The 16,899-nt window shown below is 54.0% G+C and carries 15 protein-coding genes; 9 read left to right on the top strand and 6 right to left on the bottom strand.

Annotation, left to right across the window (positions count from 1 at the left end; all coding sequences use genetic code 11):
• Positions 1–6 precede the first annotated feature (6 nt).
• Positions 7–3,078 (bottom strand): transglycosylase domain-containing protein, encoded by a 3,072-nt coding sequence (locus tag ACFSW5_RS12535; protein ID WP_379273408.1) that lies wholly within the window; start codon positions 3,076–3,078, stop codon positions 7–9.
• Between the two features lie 201 nt (positions 3,079–3,279).
• Between ACFSW5_RS12535 and ACFSW5_RS12530 the strand changes: the two genes are divergently transcribed.
• Together ACFSW5_RS12530 and ACFSW5_RS12525 are read left to right on the top strand one after the other, a co-directional pair.
• Positions 3,280–3,810 carry a protease gene (locus ACFSW5_RS12530; RefSeq protein WP_379273406.1) on the top strand — a complete coding sequence of 177 codons (531 nt, stop codon included), beginning with the start codon at positions 3,280–3,282 and terminating at the stop codon, positions 3,808–3,810.
• A gap of 33 nt (positions 3,811–3,843) precedes the next feature.
• Positions 3,844–5,364 (top strand): flotillin family protein, encoded by a 1,521-nt coding sequence (locus tag ACFSW5_RS12525; protein WP_379273890.1) that lies wholly within the window; start codon positions 3,844–3,846, stop codon positions 5,362–5,364.
• 73 nt (positions 5,365–5,437) lie between these two features.
• On the opposite strand, the gene rpsD is transcribed toward ACFSW5_RS12525, so the two are convergent.
• A complete protein-coding gene (gene rpsD, locus ACFSW5_RS12520; protein WP_379273404.1) occupies positions 5,438–6,040 on the bottom strand; it encodes a 30S ribosomal protein S4 in 603 nt (200 codons plus the stop codon).
• A 435-nt stretch (positions 6,041–6,475) separates the two neighbouring features.
• On the opposite strand from rpsD, the gene ACFSW5_RS12515 reads away from it, so the two are divergent.
• Together ACFSW5_RS12515 and ACFSW5_RS12510 are read left to right on the top strand one after the other, a co-directional pair.
• Complete coding sequence (locus ACFSW5_RS12515) at positions 6,476–8,404, top strand: sensor domain-containing diguanylate cyclase (RefSeq protein ID WP_379273401.1); 1,929 nt, start codon at positions 6,476–6,478, stop codon at positions 8,402–8,404.
• Between the two features lie 142 nt (positions 8,405–8,546).
• The gene (locus ACFSW5_RS12510) at positions 8,547–9,239 is read left to right on the top strand and encodes a hypothetical protein (protein ID WP_379273399.1); all 693 of its coding nucleotides are present in this window, start codon (positions 8,547–8,549) and stop codon (positions 9,237–9,239) included.
• A 61-nt stretch (positions 9,240–9,300) separates the two neighbouring features.
• On the opposite strand, the gene ACFSW5_RS12505 is transcribed toward ACFSW5_RS12510, so the two are convergent.
• Positions 9,301–10,416, bottom strand: a complete 1,116-nt coding sequence (locus ACFSW5_RS12505; RefSeq protein ID WP_379273397.1) for an aminopeptidase — start codon at positions 10,414–10,416, stop codon at positions 9,301–9,303.
• Positions 10,417–10,660: 244 nt separating this feature from the next.
• Between ACFSW5_RS12505 and ACFSW5_RS12500 the strand changes: the two genes are divergently transcribed.
• Complete coding sequence (locus ACFSW5_RS12500) at positions 10,661–10,903, top strand: HPr family phosphocarrier protein (RefSeq protein ID WP_379273395.1); 243 nt, start codon at positions 10,661–10,663, stop codon at positions 10,901–10,903.
• A gap of 161 nt (positions 10,904–11,064) precedes the next feature.
• Entirely contained in the window at positions 11,065–11,352 is a 288-nt protein-coding gene (locus tag ACFSW5_RS12495) for a DUF1507 family protein (protein ID WP_379273393.1), read from the top strand.
• A gap of 42 nt (positions 11,353–11,394) precedes the next feature.
• Here the strand turns inward: ACFSW5_RS12495 and cax are convergent, their stop codons facing one another.
• Entirely contained in the window at positions 11,395–12,453 is a 1,059-nt protein-coding gene (gene cax, locus ACFSW5_RS12490; protein ID WP_379273390.1) for a calcium/proton exchanger, read from the bottom strand.
• A gap of 202 nt (positions 12,454–12,655) precedes the next feature.
• On the opposite strand from cax, the gene ACFSW5_RS12485 reads away from it, so the two are divergent.
• Positions 12,656–13,036 carry an Asp23/Gls24 family envelope stress response protein gene (locus ACFSW5_RS12485; RefSeq protein ID WP_379273388.1) on the top strand — a complete coding sequence of 127 codons (381 nt, stop codon included), beginning with the start codon at positions 12,656–12,658 and terminating at the stop codon, positions 13,034–13,036.
• Between the two features lie 52 nt (positions 13,037–13,088).
• Here ACFSW5_RS12485 and ACFSW5_RS12480 read toward each other — a convergent pair whose 3' ends face one another.
• Together ACFSW5_RS12480 and ACFSW5_RS12475 are read right to left on the bottom strand one after the other, a co-directional pair.
• Complete coding sequence (locus tag ACFSW5_RS12480) at positions 13,089–14,273, bottom strand: FtsW/RodA/SpoVE family cell cycle protein (RefSeq protein WP_379273385.1); 1,185 nt, start codon at positions 14,271–14,273, stop codon at positions 13,089–13,091.
• Positions 14,274–14,288: 15 nt separating this feature from the next.
• Positions 14,289–14,633 carry a YugN family protein gene (locus ACFSW5_RS12475; RefSeq protein ID WP_379273383.1) on the bottom strand — a complete coding sequence of 115 codons (345 nt, stop codon included), beginning with the start codon at positions 14,631–14,633 and terminating at the stop codon, positions 14,289–14,291.
• Between the two features lie 290 nt (positions 14,634–14,923).
• Between ACFSW5_RS12475 and ACFSW5_RS12470 the strand changes: the two genes are divergently transcribed.
• On the top strand, positions 14,924–16,114 hold the full coding sequence (locus tag ACFSW5_RS12470) for a M20 family metallopeptidase (RefSeq protein WP_379273381.1): 1,191 nt from the start codon (positions 14,924–14,926) through the stop codon (positions 16,112–16,114).
• A gap of 228 nt (positions 16,115–16,342) precedes the next feature.
• Positions 16,343–16,792: a CBS domain-containing protein gene (locus tag ACFSW5_RS12465; protein ID WP_379273379.1), complete on the top strand. Its 450-nt coding sequence runs from the start codon at positions 16,343–16,345 to the stop codon at positions 16,790–16,792.
• The last annotated feature ends 107 nt before the right edge of the window (positions 16,793–16,899 follow it).

Raw genomic sequence — 16,899 nt, 5'->3', positions numbered from 1 at the left:
TACTTTTTATTGAAGCGCCGCGTTTGCGGAAGGCGAGGATTCGCCTGCACGGCTTTTGGCGGTGACATACACGTCTCCGCCGCGCGGCGCTTGTATGTTCACGCTTGGCTCCGAGACGGAAGCGATGAGTCTGAAATCGCCATCCGGTCCCCGGAAATAGACATTGTATTCGATCACCTGCTCGGCAGCCGGGCTGGCGCTCCAGCTGACCGTATAATTCGCGCCGTTAGCCGTTACGCTAAGGCCGGTTGGTGCGGAAGGCACCGATTCGCCGTTACCGCCGCTCGAATCGCCGCTGCCGCCGTTTTCGATGCCGCTGCCCGGCGGCGCGGACGGAATCGTGAACAAGCCGGCCGATACGGTTGCGCTTGGCGAGGATTCTTTGCCCGCGACATCAACCGCCGTAACATAGAAGCGATAGGCTGTCAAACCGGAGATCGGCAGCGTTGCCTCGTAAGCTTCTCCAGTCCGAATGGAACTGCCGGCTTTTTGGAACGATCCGCCGTTTACGGATTGGTAAATCCGGTAACCGACGACGTCGGCAGAACCGCTGGCGTTAAACGTCAGCCTGACCGAATCTCCGCTATCGGTAAGCTGGACATTCGCCGGGGGCGACGGGGCATTCCCGTCGTCTTTCCGGGGATCCTGCTTCGACGGCGCGGATTTGTCCGCGTCGCGCGGCAAGTAATAGGACATGCTCCGGCGGCTGCTGGCAGGAAGCTTGCTTTGCGCGGCCGCGATTTCATCCATCAGCGCGTCCAATGGCTTCTCTCTTTTGATGAAAATTTGTTCCATCAACATGTCCGAAGGGGTGGACGGATTCGGAATGTAATTCACCCCGTTATACGCAATGACGGACATTTTGACAAGCGACTCGTCCGTTTTGGTCGGCACGAATTTTTTGTTGAACCAGTCCGTCACAAGCATGCCGGCTTCCTTCGCCAACTGGCTCGGAAGAAGGCCGCTCGAGCTGGAGACGGTTGCTTTCACGATGCCGTCGGGCTTCGCGAAATCTTTGGTCGCGAACAGCTCCGGCCGTTTGTCGGTCGCTTCGTTCATAATCGTCGCCCATAGCTTGCGTGCCCTTCTCTTGCCGTCTTCCGACAACGAGTAGATTTGTTTCTCGTAGCCGGACCATACCCCCAGCGTAATGTCCGGGGTGAAACCAAGAAACCATACGTCGCCGTAGCTTTGGGTCGTGCCGGTTTTGCCCGCGATCGGAATGTCGCCGTATTGCTTGAACTCGGACGTTAGTGCGTGGGCGGTACCCGCGCTGCTGGAAATAACGGTCTTCAGCATATCCGTCATCAGAAATGCCGTTTGCTGCGTAAATACCTGCTTTGGCGCCGCTTCATGCTGGTATACGACGTTTCCTTCCGAATCGGTAATTTTCTCGATCATGTACGCATCGTTGAAAACGCCGTTGTTCGGAATCGAACCGAACGCATTGGTCAGCTCCTCGACCGTCACGCCTTTGCTGAGGCCGCCGATAACGCCGGTTTGCGCGTAATTGTCCTCGGGCTGCAGCGTCGTGATGCCAAGGCTCTGCACAAATTTCCACGCCGTCGGTATCGTAACCTTCTCGTTGAAAATTTTAAGCGCCGGCAGGTTGAGAGAACGGTTAAGCGCTTCGCGCGCCGTTACAAGACCCCGGTAATTGTTGTTCGAGTTTTTCGGGATATGAAACCCTTTCTCCCCGTCCTTGAGCACCATCGGCGCATCGTCCACGATGCTGGCGGGCTGAACGAGTCCCATATTGATCCCCGGCAAATACGCGGCAAGCACCTTCATGGCCGAACCCGGCTGTCTCGTCATTTGGGTCGCGAAGTTCATCTGCTCCTCATAGAAGTCACGGCCTTCCATCATGCCGAGAATCGCGCCGGTCTTATGGTCGATCATCACAGCCGCCGCCTGCTCCATTCCTTTCTCCTCGCTGTCCGGGGAGAAGTTGTCCGGATTGGACGCGGTATCCCGCATAATTTTGTAGATGACCGGATCGATCGTCGTATAGACATGATAGCCGCCGCGAAGCAGCTCTTCTTTGGCTTCCGCCATCAACTCCGCGTTTTCCTCTTTGTTAAGATCGGCTGCCGTAAGCGACTTATCCCGCTGCAGCGCAAGCACTTGCGTCGCCTGGCGCTCGGCCTCCAGCATGAGGTACGGGTACGTGTTATACGCTTTTTCCGCCGGCTTGGCCAGCGTCGATTTCAGGTCAAAAGCTTTGGCTTCGTCGTATTCGGCCTGCGTAATGCGTCCCGTCTCCAGCATCCGCGACAGCACGGTTCCTTGGCGTTCGACGGCGAGCTTGAAGCCTTCTTCGTCGAATTCGCCTTTGCCCGTAAACGCCGTGTAGGCGGAAGGGCGCTGCGGCAAGCCGGCCAAATAAGCCGCCTGGGCGATATTCAGTTGATCCAAGTCCTCGATGCCGAATATGCCTTTGGCCGCCGCCTTGATGCCGTACAAGTTGTAGCCCGTCGACCCGTTGCCGAAAGGCACCTTGTTCAAGTAAGCGGTCAATATTTCGTTTTTCGTCAAATAACGCTCCATGCGCAAGGATAAAAAGATTTCCTTGACCTTGCGGGAATCGGTTTTGTCGAGGCTAAGAAATACGCGTCTCGCAAGCTGCTGCGTCAGCGTACTGCCGCCCGTCTGGACATCTTCGTTCAGCAGCTTCTGCTTGACCGCGCGCCCCAAACCGTTGATGTCGACGCCGGGATGCTCGTAGAAGTTGTTGTCCTCCGTGGCAAGCACCGCGTCGACAACGACTTGCGGAATGTCCTCGTATTGGACGGGAAGCCTGTCCTCTTCCGTCCGAAGCTGCCCGATGAGAGAACCGTCGTTGAAATATAAATACCCGGTGATGGAATTCTCGCTTATTTTCTGTTCGATGACCGCTCTCTCCCGCACCGGCTCGTCTTTTACGAGAGCGGCCACGTAACCGGTGACGGCCCCTCCGACTAACAAACCGATGAAGACGGCGAAATAGACAAGCCATTTCGCAGTAATGAGCGTAACAATTCCGAACGTTCGCCATTTGCTTCCCGAACGGGGCGGGGCCGGCTTGCGATCTTCCTGCATATATATAACTCCTCCTCTAAATAACAGATCTATTATAGCAATAAATCAAGTTCAGGAACAGGCATAGGATGGTTTAGCGGGTTTTGCCATGGTCGGCGCCATTCGAATTCGATTATTGCAGAGCGAAACTATTTCCCGTCGAATTGCGTATTGATTTACAAGAACGCATACATCTTTTGGTTATGGAGAAAGGAGGAGGAAATGGAGGGGCTATTTTGGGGATGTCTTGCCGGCGGCATTTTGTTCGCGGTCGTTACCGTTATTTTGGGCGATTTAATCAGCAATGCGCTTGACGGGGCGCTCGATTTTCTGTCGCTGGACGGCTTTCCGTGGCTCGATCCGATGACGATTGTCGGGACGATCACGATATTCGGCGGAGCCGGCTTGCTGCTGACGGAATATACGGGCTTGAGCGGCGGAACGGCGGCTTTGCTGGCGCTGTTGGTCGGACTAGTCGCGGGGGGAGGAGTTTATTTTCTATATGTGAGGCCGATGAGGAACAGCGAAAATTCGACGGCTTATTCCGTCAACGATTTCACGGGAGCGCTTGCCGAGGTCATTACCCCGATACCGGCCAAAGGCTACGGGGAAGTATTGGTCCGGGCGGGAGCCGGAGTTACGAACCAGATTGCCGGCAGCTTTGACGGCCGCCCCATACCGGGAGGTTCCCGGGTGGTCGTCGTGGAAGTGCGGGACCGCACGCTGTATGTATCGGAAATGGAACAATTGTAAGCCGAACGAACAGAAGAGAGGAGCTTGATCGTGGTGGAAAATTATCTCGTTATTCCGGCAATCGTAGTCGGCGTATTGGTCGTATTAGGGCTGGCCTTCTGGGCTCGCTACAAAACGGTAAGCCCGGATGAAGCGATGATCGTAACCGGCTCGTTTCTCGGCAGCAAAAATGTTACCGTCGACGAAACGGGAAGAAAAATAAAGATCGTCCGCGGGGGCGGCGCCTTCATCCTCCCGATTTTTCAAAAATCCGAATTTCTGTCGCTGCTCTCCCACAAGCTTGACGTATCGACGCCCGAGGTCTACACGGAACAGGGCGTTCCCGTCATGGCGGACGGGGTTGCCATCATTAAAATCGGAGGCGTCGTCGAGGATGTGGCGACGGCAGCCGAGCAGTTCATGGGCAAGCCGGTCGAAGCGCTCAAGAGCGAGGCGCAAGAGGTGCTGGAGGGGCATTTGCGGGCCATTCTCGGGACGATGACGGTGGAAGAAGTATACCGGAACCGCGACAAGTTCGCGCAGGAGGTTCAAGGCGTCGCGGCGAAGGATTTAAAGAAAATGGGGCTGCAGATCGTTTCCTTCACCATTAAGGATCTTCGCGACAAGCACGGCTATCTGGATGCGCTGGGCAAGCCGAGAATCGCGGCGGTGAAGCGGGACGCCGACATTGCGGAAGCGGAAGCGATCCGCGACTCGCGCATTCAGAAGGCCCGCGCCGAGGAGGAAGGACAGAAGGCGGAGCTGCTGCGCGATACGAACATAGCCGAAGCGGCGAAGGAGAAAGAGATGAAGATCGCTTCTTTCAAAAAGGAGCAGGATATGGCGCGCGCGGAAGCCGATCAGGCTTATTCGATCCAGGAGGCCCGCGCGAAGCAAAGCGTCGTCGAGGAGCAGATGCGCGTCGAAATCGTGCGCAAGGAGCGGGAGATCGATCTGGAAGCGAAAGAAATACTTCGCCGCGAGAAGCAATATGACGCCGAAGTGAAGAAAAAGGCAGATGCCGACCGGTATGCCGTCATTCAGGCGGCGGAGGCGGAGAAGGAGAAGCGGCTGCGGGAAGCCGATGCCCTTCAATACCGCATCGAAGCCGAGGCGAAAGCGCTCGCCGAGCAGAAGAAGCTTGAAGGCTTCGCCATCGCGGAAGCGGAGAAGGCGAAAGGTACGGCCGAAGCGGAGGTCATCCGGCTGCGCGGCTTGGCGGAAGCCGAAGCGAAGGAGAAGCTGGCCCAAGCGTTCGAGAAATTCGGCGAAGCGGCCGTGCTCGACATTATCGTAAAGATGCTTCCGGAGCTCGCGGGCAAGGTTGCGGAGCCGATAAGCTCAATCGACAAGCTTACGGTCGTGGATACCGGCAGCGGCGAAGGCGCCGCACGCGTCAGCAATTACGTGACCTCGTTAATGGCGACGGCTCCCGAAATGCTGAAAAGCGTATCGGGGCTTGACGTCAACGCTTTGGTGCGGGGGCTGACCTCGAAAGCATTGCCTCCGGCGGCGCAGCAAGGAGCGGCTGCCGAAGTCGCGGTCTCCTCGGCCGGCAAAGCCGCAAGCGAATAACGCGAGCGGGATACAAAGAACGGCAAACAAAAAACCGATAGGCTTTGCGGGCCCATCGGTTTTTTGTTCGAGATTAGCGGCTGTAGAACTCGACGATTTGCTTCTCGTCGATATCTTGGGACAGCTCGGCGCGCTCAGGCAGGCGGACATACTTGCCTTCCATAGCGGCTTCGTTGAATTCCAGGTAGTTCGGAAGGTGGTGAAGACCTTCGCGAGCTTCTTTGATCGATTTCAGGCCGCGGCTGCGTTCGCGCAGACCGATCACGTCGCCGACCGAAACCGTGTAGGAAGCGATATCGACTTTTTTGCCGTTTACCGTAACGTGGCCATGGGAAACCAGCTGACGTGCGCCTGCACGGGAGTTGGCAAAGCCAAGGCGGTAAACGAGGTTGTCCAGGCGGCTTTCAAGCAGGATCATGAAGTTTTCGCCGGCGATACCTTTCAGTTTCGTCGCTTTGTCGAACAGGTTGCGGAATTGCTTTTCGCTCAGACCGTACATCAGGCGAAGTTTTTGCTTCTCTTGCAATTGAACGCCGTAACCGCTCAGCTTTCTGCGCTGGTTAGGGCCGTGTTGACCCGGAGGGAACGGGCGTTTTGCAAGTTCTTTGCCGGTACCGCTCAAGGAAATGCCAAGGCGGCGGCTCAGTTTGAATTTAGGTCCTGTATAACGTGCCATGTGTCGAATTAACTCCTTCATCAAAGTAAATTATTTTGAGAATGGGGTTATGTTTCGCTGATTGCGTCCTAGCGGCGGTGTGCCGCTCCGAATGGCAAGTTCAGCCGCTGGCCTTCGGCGGAGCGCATATCATGAGGGTGACACAAAACGGTTTGCCCATGCATTCATCTACTGATAATATAGGATATAGCGGCCTCATGTCAAGTAGGAACGCCCTGCTGGAGAGGCTTTTGCTAGAGCGCTGCCGCGACGGGCTGAACGATGGCGCCGTATTGCCGAGGTCCCGCCTCGAAAGAGTTCCTAAGACCTATAATGACCGCTGCCATATAGTGCAAATTTCTCAAAAATAAAGTATGATACAAATATTATCACGATTTAAGCGCAAGAAGCGGTTGCTGGCTCCTGGATATAGATGGGAAGGGCTGGGTGTTGCATATGACGAGGAACGAAGAATGCGGCGGCATTCCGATTGTCCCTGCCGATAAGGATCGTTCGATACAATCCGGGCTAGGTTCAATCCGGGATGAAGCCGCGCCCGATGCGGACTTGCCGGTTATCCGGCCGCTGCTTCAGGAAAGCTTTGCCGAATGGCGAAAGGAAACGGAATCCTTTTTTCGGCGAATCAGCGTTTTGCTTTTCGACGAGTCCGGCGCGCTCGTTTGCTCGGAAGGATCCCTTGCCGCGGATCCGCGTTCGCTGGAATCCGTCCGCGATTGCGCCGCCCGGCTGCCTTTCCGCCAGCCCGTGGAGCCGGTACGCCGCGAATGGGAAAGCTGCGCCGCATACTTGACGCCCGTCCCCGGACGGTCGGACGCCCCTCTTGCCGTACTGGCCTTTGCGGCCGAGAACGACGCGGCGCTCCCGGACGAGTCCGCGATGGAGATGAGCGCGATGGCGTGGAAGCAATGTTACTATAGATTATTGGAGCGCCGTGAAATCAACGGGCTGATCGCCGGCCAGAAGCGGGCGTTTAAGGAAGCGGAACGGAACGAAGCGTTATTTCAGGCCGCCAAGCGGCTGTACGATCAGTTCGAGGTGCCCGCCGTGCTCTCGGAATTGCTGGCCAGCATGGACAAGCTGTATCCCGGCTCCAAGGCGCATCTTTATTTGTCCCAGGATTACAGGCATGAAGATGCGCGCGTGAAGCCTTTAATGCTCAAGCATACTTCTCACGACCTCGTCGCCAAAGCGTTCCTGGAAGGAACGAACGCCGTCGAGACGCAGCTCGACGGTTCGGTGGACATCGCGGTGCCGATGACCGGCAAGCAGGCGATTTACGGCGTTTTGTGCGCTTCGTTCAGAGCCGAGGACTGGGACGAAACGGTACTGTCGGCTTTTTCGCTGCTTGCGGAATTGGCGGGTACGGCTTTCGAGAACGCGAAGCTGTACGAGCAGTCGAATACGCTGATCGACGAGCTCCGATTAATTAACGAGCTCGCCAAGCGGCTCAGCCAGTCGCTGCGCCTGAAGCAGATTTTTCAATTTATAACGGCGGAAATGCTAAGCATTTTCGAAGCGGATTATTGCAGCGTGCTTCAGCTCGATCCCGATACGAAGCAATTTACGGTGATGAGCAGCAACATTCCGGGCGCGGACACCGACCGGTATTTGTTCGATTACGGTTTTTGCGGCATTATGTTCCGCACGAAGGAGCCGCTTATTATCTCCGATTACTGGCAAACCCGTGTCGTAAGCTCGAAGCTCATGGAAAATACGGGAGCCAGGTCGCTCATCGCTTCGCCGATCCTGGTGGAGAACGAAGTTGTCGGCGCGATACTCATCATGCACAAAAACCCGAACTACTTCTCCTACGACAATTACAAGCTATTGCAAGTCATCTGCACGCACATTGCGTTAGCCGTCACGAACGCCTCTCTCCATGCCGAAGTACGAAGAATGGTTATTACGGATCATTTGACCGGCCTCCATACGCGCCATTATTTGAACGAGCAAATTCAAAGGCGCCAGCGCAAAGACCGGTTAGGCTCGCTTGTTCTGGTCGATATCGATTATTTCAAGCAAATTAACGATACGTTCGGCCATCTAACCGGGGATCGCATTCTCGTTCAAGTGAGCGATATTGTTAAAGCTTCCATCCGGCAAGACGATATTGCCGCAAGATGGGGAGGCGAGGAGCTTGCCATTTATTTGCCCGGCATCCGCTGGGATCAGGCTTATCGAATCGCCGAGAGGATCCGTAAGAAAGTGAAAGAAGAGACCGATCCGGAGGTGACGGTTTCCTGCGGCGTATCGGAGTGGACGCACGACAGCGAGAAAATAAGCGTCGAATCGTTGTTCAACCGGGCGGATATAGCTTTATACGAAGCGAAAAATAACGGCAAGGACTGCATTTACGTGAGATAAGCTTGACTTAGGCGGCGAAGGCCGCTTTTTTTGTTGTTTCATCTCTTGTTTCTTCCCCGGCCCGATGGCGTGCCGCAGCCGAATAAGGACTGCCGGGCGCTGGGAACGATATGGCTGAACCGTTATGAGGAGGTGGATTGGAATGGCTCGGTTGACCAGATTGGCCGCCGTAAGCGTCATATTGGCGTCAATCGCCATGGGAACGGGGTGCGGCGCGGCCCGTACCCCCGACGAATGGCTGTCGATGACGATTTCCGGGCTTGAAGGCACGGATCAATACGTATATGAAGGGCAGTCGGTCACGTCGCTGTCGAACGGGGTGACGTACAGCCCCAAAGCGATCAAAGGGGTCATCGTGGACCATAAAGAGCTGGCGACGCAAACGAATGCAGGCGTCCGGTCCGTCAGTCCTAGCGACATGCTGCTTTCGCTGCAAAAGGTGAACAAAACGGTCAGCTTCGGCCCGGAGCAGGCGGGCCGAAACCGGCTAAGCCTGAAGGTCGCGGTCGCCGAAGAGGACGCCAAAAAGCTGTGGTCGGGCTATATTCGGAACGAATTCGAGCAGCTTGCGCTCAATACGCCGGACAATGACGTCCCGTACAAAGCGGAATGGGAGCAAGAGCTCGAGCGTTCAAGGAAAGAGCTGGAAAGCCGTCTCGCGACGCTATCGGCGCAAACCGACTATGAAATTATCGTGGACCGCAGCCGCATGCTGCCGATCGAGCTGCATGAAACGTCGGTCCTTGCCTATGCCAAAAAAGGCGGAGAAACGGAGGAGAAGCGGGATACCGTCATTACGTTCAGCTCCTTCGGCAATGCCGATTCAGAGCCGTAACCGACCCGATCAAAATAAAAACAACCCGATACATGCCGGATTGGCCGTATCGGGTTGTTTGTCATTTCAAATTTTCCGGATTGAGCCCTTCCAGCTCCGGCATGACGAATCGTCCGTCCTTGCGGATCAGCCGGTCGTCGAACCAAATTTCGCCGCCGCCGTATTCCGGCCGTTGAATGAGCACCATATCCCAATGAATGCCGGAAGAATTGCCGTTATAGGCTTCGTCGTAACATTGCCCCGGCGTAAAATGGATCGATCCGTCGATTTTTTCGTCGAACAAAATATCCTTCATCGGATGCTGGACGAACGGATTGACGCCGATCGCGAATTCGCCGATGTAACGGGCGCCTTCGTCGGTGTTGAATATGTTCGTGATTCGCTCGTTGTCGTTCGCCGTCGCCTCGACGATTTTGCCGTTCTCGAAGCGAAGCTTCACATTTTCGAAAACAAAACCGTTATAAGGGCTTGGCGTATTGTAGCTGATCGTGCCGTTTACGCTGTCGCGGACGGGCGCCGTGTAGACTTCGCCGTCGGGAATGTTACGTCTGCCGGAGCATTTCACGGCCGGAATATCCTTAATCGAGAACGTCAAGTCCGTTCCCGGGCTTACGAGACGGACTTTGTCCGTTTTGTTCATCAGCTCGACAAGCGCGTCCATAGCCCGGTCCATTCTCGCATAGTCCATCGTGCACACGTCGAAATAGAACTTCTCGAACGCATCCGTGCTTGTAGACGCAAGCTGCGCCATGGAAGGGGACGGGTAACGGAGCACGACCCATTTCGTTTTTTTGACGCGGATGGTGGAATGGACATGATGATTGTAAATCGTGTTGTAAAGCTTCATTTTGTCATCGGGCACGTCCGACAGCTCGTAAATGTTTTGTCCGCCGCGAACGCCGATGTAAGCTTGCATTTGCTCCATTTGATGCGCGTCGAATTCAGCCCATGTCCGGATCTGTTCTTCGGTGGCGTTCATCAGCAATTGACGGATGACTTGATGGTCGCGTATATTGACAAACGGACGTCCGCCCGCCTTATGTACTTGATCCACCAGCGCCTTGACAAGCGGGTTATCGATGCCGAAAGCTTCGATAAGAACATTTTCTCCCGGTTGTACTTGTGTGGAGTAGGTTACCAATACTTCTGCCAGTCGTTCCAAGCGAGGATCCAGCATGTGTTGCACACCCTTTACATATAATGATATAGACTCTATTATTATATGCTAAATCGGACAAATAAACGAATCGTTGCGAAAAAGATAAATAATTCAAACAAAAGAAAACAATCAAATGACTCAAAAAAATTCCGAAAATTTCTTGTTTATGAAATTGAAGCGTTTTGCCTCTTGAAGGAAAGGGTATTTCAAGGTATGATGGTGTCAAAGGTAAGCTTTACTAAAATAACTGGAGGGATCTCCCATGTCCAACAACGCAGCTATCGTAGAAATTTCCCAAGCGGCAAGCCAATTTCGCTCTTCCATCGTCTTGCAAGCCGACAATAAATATATCGATGTCAAAAGCATTTTAGGACTGTTCACCACTTTGGTCGGAGGTCACTCCTACGAGCTTCACGTGCACGGTCCGGATGCGGAAGAAGCGAAGAAAACGATGGCCGAAGTATTCGCCAAACATAATTTGAACGTAACGATTATTTCCGAGTAATTGCGGAAGCGACGAGAACCAAGCACCCTTCGCGAGAAGAGGTGCTTTTCGTTTTGTACATGGGCGGGGACGAAGATTCGTTTCTGCTTGTGTATTGCGAACATTTCGTCTAATATAAAGATATAGAAGACGGCGGATAGGCGCACATAGGGGGGAAATCGATGTCTTCACCGGAAATCGCGGTACACATGTTTGACAAGGCGCTCAGACTCCTAACGGATGACGCGAATAAAATAGAAAAGCTTATTGAGGTGCAAATGCAAAATTTGACCACCCGTCAATGTCCGCTGTACGAAGAAGTACTTGACACTCAAATCTACGGATTTTCGCGGGAAGTGGATTTCGCGATTCGCGCCGGTCTTATCGACGAGAAGAGCGGCAAGGATATGATCAGCAAGCTTGAGCGCAACCTTGCCACCTTATACGAAGCATTAAATCAAAAAGAGTAGCCTCCTACAGGAGACTACTCTTTTTTTGTTTGAATAACGCGGTTATACGAGGAAGAAAGCGACTCCCAGTATGACGTATACCATCAAAAGAAGAAATCCTTCATACCAGTTCGTTCTTCCGTCGCGGGAGACCGAAGATGCGATAAAGACGGAAACGCCGATTGCCGTAAGCTCGATCGGGGTGAACACGATGTCCATCGTATTTCCCATCAAAGCGCTGACGAATATAAGCACCGGCGCGACGAACAACGCGATTTGAAGACTGGAACCGATCGCGATTTCGACCGCAGCCCCGATTTTGTTCTTCATGGCCAGCATGATCGCCGCGCTGTGCTCTGCGGCATTACCCACAATCGCAACGACGAATGCGCCCACGAACAGTTCGGACAAGCCGAATTGCTCGGAGAACGTATCGAGCGTATGTACGAGCCATTCGCTGACGAAAGCGACCATTACCGTCGCGAGAATCAGAAAGACGATCGATTTGCCTTTGGACCATAACGGTTCTTCGTCGTGATCGGCTTTCATCTCTTTGTCCGCAAGCATTTCTTTATGCGTAATCATGGAGAAAACAAGCCACAGCAAATACGAAACGATGAGAATGCCCGCTACGATCAAGCTGAGCGTCCGGTCCTGGGTTACGGTGAAATGCTCCGCTCCTACGAAGACTGCCGGAACAAACAAGGCGATAACGGCCATGATCATAAGCGTGGAGTTATGCTCGCCAAGACGGGCATTAAACGTTTGCTCCTTGAATTTCAAACCGCCGGCGAACAGGCTAAGCCCGAGCACGAGCAGCAAATTTCCGATAATCGAGCCGGTAATGCTCGCTTTTACTGTTTCAAACAAGCCTTCTTTAATCAGGAAAAAAGCAATGATAAGCTCCGCCGCATTGCCGAAAGTCGCGTTCAGGAAGCCGCCGACCCTCTCGCCCGCATAATGCGCAACGCTTTCGGTCGCTTTGCCGAGAAAGCCTGCGACGAAGATAACGGCAATCGCCGACAATACGAACTGAAGCGTCATGTTCCAATGCGCGTAATGGCCGACGGCGCTCAGAAGGAACATGACAATGAGCCCCACGTAAAACAAATTTTTTCTCACTGACTGACACCTCTTTGTCAAATTTACCCGATACGTATTACAATATATAGGAAAAAGTTCGACAAGTAAACTTTACAATAACTGCGACCTGGATTTTAAGCCTATAGCCTTAATTTATGGGAATCGTCCCGGGGGTCATCTTGCTTTCCGTTGTTCGCATCCGTTAAAATAGATGAAGATGGTAATAAGAGGAGTGAGAACGATGACCGAGGACCTTCAATCAGGTATTATTCGAATTTCTGACGACGTAGTTTCGACAATTGCAGGACTTGCCGCTCTTGAGACGCCGGGCATAGCCGCAATGTCCGGCGGGATATCCGAAGGGCTTGCCAAACGGCTTAGCGGGAGAAATGTCCAGAAAGGGGTCTCGGTTGAAGTCGGCCAATTGGAAGCGGCTATCGATCTTCGAATCATTGTACATTACGGGATTCCGATTCAGGAAGTGTGCCGCCAGCTGCAGTTGAACGTGCGCGAAGCGGTTGAGAATATGACGGGATTGAATGTAGTGGAAGTGAACGTAAAAGTCGAAGGCGTTGCCTTCAAAGAGGAAGAAGCGCCGGAAGAAAGTCCCAGGCTCAAATAAGAAATAAAAAAACGGTACCGACATCGCAAGCGTTCGGTACCGTTTTTCCGTTTTATTTCACAACCTTCATATGAGGCCGCTTCTCCTTCTCGGCCGTCCGGTTGTATTCCCTCGAGATGCTAAGCAGCACGCCCATGCACATTAAGCATACGAGCAGCGAGGAACCGCCGTAGCTTATAAAAGGCAGCGTAACCCCGGTAATCGGGATCGTTCCCGTCACCCCGCCAACGTTAATGAACGCCTGAATCGCAAACAAAGCGACAATGCCGACCCCTACGACGGTTCCGTAAATATCGGGGCAGCGAAGCGCGACGATGAGCGCCCGCCATAAGAACAGCAGGTAGAACAACAGGAAGAAAGCGGCGCCGATAAAGCCGAGCTCTTCCGCGATCACCGAAAAGATAAAGTCGTTGTACGGATAAGGCAAATAATGCAGCTTCTGTACGCTCTCGCCGAATCCCGCTCCCAAAATGCCGCCGTGACCAAGCGCCTGTAAAGAGGAAACGAGGTGAAAGGCCGACTCTTGCTGGTTGGCCGGGTCCAGCGGGTCCATATAAGCGGTAAACCGGTCGATCCGGTAAGCCCAGCCGTCCGGGTCCGCAGCCATCCAGATCGAAACGCCGACGATCACCAGGGCGAGAATAAATCCTCCTGCGACCGTAATATGCCGCAAATTGGCTCCTCCCGCCAAAATCATGACCGAAGCGCAGGCCGCGAGCACGAAGCAAGAGCCGATGTCCGGCTGCAGCAAAATCAGGAAGCATACGAAGCCCACGATCACGATAACCGGGACAAGCCCTTTTTTGAAATCGCGGAATTTCTCGCCTTTCTTGGCAATTAGAGCACCGATATAAAGAATGATGGCCAGCTTGGCCGGCTCCGTCGGCTGAATGCCGAGCGAACCGATCTGAAACCAGCTTCGCGCGCCGTTGACCGGATCGGTAAATGGGACGATCAGCAGCATGATGACGACCGGCGTAAAAAACAGCAAAAAGCTTTTCTTATAGAATGTATACCGCACATTCATCATAAACAGCATAAAAACTATGCCAATGAATGCCCAGACCACCTGCCGCTTCGTGAAATAAAGCGCGTCGTTGTTGAACTTCTCGTTCACGACTGCTATGTTGGAGCTCGCGCTGAACACCATAACGAGCCCGAAGCCAACGAGCAGAAGCGTCATGATCAGGAGCAAAAAATCAGGTCTCCCGCGGCTTGTGTTCTGTGTCGTATTCATCCTTCGCTATCGAACCTACTCCAACATCTGCTTCAATTGTTTAAGACGGTCATTGGCTTTATCCAGCACGTTTTGCGGCACGGGAGACTCGTATTCCAGGCCGTGCGGGAACGTAGCCCGTCCAAGGTATACGGCCTCGATGGCCAGAACGGCATGCGGCGATTCAAGACGGCCTTCGACTGCGCGCGTATTCATCCGCAAATAATAGTCGTTTCCGGTTGACGCGTCTTCGAGCTTCAAATCGTATGTAGCACGGTAATATTCCCACTGTCCGCGGAAAAATCCGAGCTTCTCCGCGGACTCGTCCAAATGGGCGAGATCGCTTTGCATGCCTTCAAGACCGCTGTTTTGAATAATCATGTTGACCCTCCTTTAATAATGGCGAAGACTTCTTACCACAATGGTTTTTCATTATTTCCGTTACGGTTCGTAAAGTAATCCGGCGGCTGCGCCGGCCGGTTCAGGTGCGTCATAAGGCTAGGTGTACATTCTTTTTTCATGATAGTATTTTTCCCCAGCAAGCGCAAGACTTACTCCGGTCGGACGGAATGGCGGCAGAGCAAGACGAACGCGCAACAATCGGCTTTCGTAACGCCGTCCGGTTCTGGTAAACTATTGAGACAACAGATATAGGCGAAGGAGCGGATAGAATGAGTGGAACAAACGGCGAACGGCGCGAGGAACTGAAGCGCCTTTATCCGGATATGGTAAAGTGGCGAAGACATTTGCACCGCCATCCGGAGCTGTCCTACCAAGAATCGGAAACGTCTCGATTCGTCGCGGAACGGCTCGAGGCCATCCGCTGCGAAGTTCGGAAGGTCGAAGGCGGATTCGGCCTGATCGCAAGCATCAAGGGCGACCGGCCCGGCCCTGTCGTTGCGCTTCGGGCCGATATGGACGCGCTGCCCATTCAAGACGAAAAAAGTTGCGAGTACAAGTCGACGGTGCCGGGCGTCATGCACGCATGCGGCCATGACGGGCATACGGCGACACTGCTTGCCGTTGCGTCTTATTATCAGAAGCATAAGGGGCAATTGGCCGGAGAGCGCCGATTGCTGTTCCAGCCGGCGGAAGAGACCACTCCGGGCGGCGCGGTCGGCATGATAGAGGACGGCGCGCTTGAAGGCGCGGACGCGATATACGGCGTTCATCTGTGGACGCCGCTGCCTTACGGGCTGGTCTCGTCCAAAGCCGGGCCATTCATGGCGGCGGCCGACGAATTTACGATAGAGCTTGCCGGACGGGGCGGGCACGGCGGCATGCCGCATGAGACCGTCGATACGATCGTGATCGGGGCCCAGCTTGTTCAATCGCTGCAGTCCATCGTAAGCCGCAGCGTAAATCCGCTTCATTCGGCCGTCGTAACCGTCGGATCCTTCCATGCCGGAACGGCGAACAACGTTATCGCGGAAACATGCGAGCTGAAAGGAACGGTACGAACGTTCGACGAACAAACGAGAAAGCTGATTCACGAGAGGATCGCCGGCATCATTCGGCATACGTGCGAAATGCACGGGGCGCGGCATACGTTCGATCTGAGGATCGGGTATCCGCCGGTCGTAAACGACGAGCGTGAAGCGGCGCGCTTTTTTGAAGTGGCGGCGTCGCTATTCGGACAAGAGGGCGTTATTCCTTCCGATGCCATCATGGTAGCGGAAGACTTCTCGTATTATTTGGAGAAGGTGCCCGGCTGCTTTATGTTCGTAGGCGCGGGCAACGATCAACTTGGGGCGACCTATGCCCACCATCATCCGAAATTCGATTTCGACGAGCGCGCGATGGAGAAAGCGGCCGATCTGCTGATCGGCATGGCCGAGCATTATGCGGCGAACGGCAAGTAAGCCCGGGGGAGCGGATGCTCGGCTAGAATAATAAACGGTCCGGCGGGGAACAGCTAAAAAGGCAGGTCGACAAGCTTTCGTTTGGCTTGAAATATAAGGATTGTAAACTTGATCTTCCTATCGCCTTATAGATCTCGCCGAAACGACGTGTCCTTTGACAAGGACGAGAAATCGTTATCGCTTGCCTGACGAGATGCCTAACAATTCAGCAATGGAGGCTCCGCACTTATGGATCAGAAAAAAATAATCAAAAACGTGATGACCAAGGATTGCGTCACGGCCACGTTACAGGACAATATCTACGAGCTTGCCGTGTTGATGAAAAAACACGACACCGGCTTTATTCCGATCGTCGACGGCAAACGCCTTATCGGCGTCGTAACCGACCGCGACCTTGTCGTCAGAGGGTATGCGGAGAAGCATTCGGGTTCCACTTCTGTGGAGCACGTCATGACGACCGAAATCGAGACGCTTCCTTCCGACGCGACGGCGGACGAAGCGGTGGAATTAATGGCGGCGCGCCAAATTCGCCGTCTTCCGATCGTCGACAACGGCGAGCTTGTCGGCATCGTTACGCTTGGCGACTTGGCCGTACGCGAAGTGCTGATGACGGAAGCGGGACATGCGCTGAGCGGCATTTCGGAGCATGAGCACCGGGAACCGCAATACGCTCATTAACGGTTTGAATCGCCATAAGAAGCCTTGCCCCGGGAAGAGGGGCAAGGCTTCTTTGCGATAGCCAGAAATATTTTCGGGTAATGGGACAAGGCGCTCGGGGCATACTT

It is taken from the genome of Paenibacillus thailandensis, assembly GCF_042685365.1.
In the GTDB taxonomy this organism is placed as follows: Bacteria; Bacillota; Bacilli; order Paenibacillales; family Paenibacillaceae; genus Paenibacillus_AP; species Paenibacillus_AP thailandensis.
Note: the sequence above shows the minus strand (reverse complement) of the source record. Positions and strands in the feature narration are given on the sequence as shown.

What these genes read in the sequence shown, in the direction of transcription:
- ACFSW5_RS12535 (WP_379273408.1), bottom strand. Translation starts at nt 3,078, where the DNA reads ATGCAGGAAGATCGCAAGCCGGCCCCGCCCCGTTCGGGAAGCAAATGG.
- ACFSW5_RS12530 (WP_379273406.1), top strand. Translation starts at nt 3,280, where the DNA reads ATGGAGGGGCTATTTTGGGGATGTCTTGCCGGCGGCATTTTGTTCGCG.
- rpsD (WP_379273404.1), bottom strand. Translation starts at nt 6,040, where the DNA reads ATGGCACGTTATACAGGACCTAAATTCAAACTGAGCCGCCGCCTTGGC.
- ACFSW5_RS12515 (WP_379273401.1), top strand. Translation starts at nt 6,476, where the DNA reads ATGACGAGGAACGAAGAATGCGGCGGCATTCCGATTGTCCCTGCCGAT.
- ACFSW5_RS12510 (WP_379273399.1), top strand. Translation starts at nt 8,547, where the DNA reads ATGGCTCGGTTGACCAGATTGGCCGCCGTAAGCGTCATATTGGCGTCA.
- ACFSW5_RS12505 (WP_379273397.1), bottom strand. Translation starts at nt 10,416, where the DNA reads ATGCTGGATCCTCGCTTGGAACGACTGGCAGAAGTATTGGTAACCTAC.
- ACFSW5_RS12500 (WP_379273395.1), top strand. Translation starts at nt 10,661, where the DNA reads ATGTCCAACAACGCAGCTATCGTAGAAATTTCCCAAGCGGCAAGCCAA.
- ACFSW5_RS12495 (WP_379273393.1), top strand. Translation starts at nt 11,065, where the DNA reads ATGTCTTCACCGGAAATCGCGGTACACATGTTTGACAAGGCGCTCAGA.
- ACFSW5_RS12485 (WP_379273388.1), top strand. Translation starts at nt 12,656, where the DNA reads ATGACCGAGGACCTTCAATCAGGTATTATTCGAATTTCTGACGACGTA.
- ACFSW5_RS12480 (WP_379273385.1), bottom strand. Translation starts at nt 14,273, where the DNA reads ATGAATACGACACAGAACACAAGCCGCGGGAGACCTGATTTTTTGCTC.
- ACFSW5_RS12475 (WP_379273383.1), bottom strand. Translation starts at nt 14,633, where the DNA reads ATGATTATTCAAAACAGCGGTCTTGAAGGCATGCAAAGCGATCTCGCC.
- ACFSW5_RS12470 (WP_379273381.1), top strand. Translation starts at nt 14,924, where the DNA reads ATGAGTGGAACAAACGGCGAACGGCGCGAGGAACTGAAGCGCCTTTAT.
- ACFSW5_RS12465 (WP_379273379.1), top strand. Translation starts at nt 16,343, where the DNA reads ATGGATCAGAAAAAAATAATCAAAAACGTGATGACCAAGGATTGCGTC.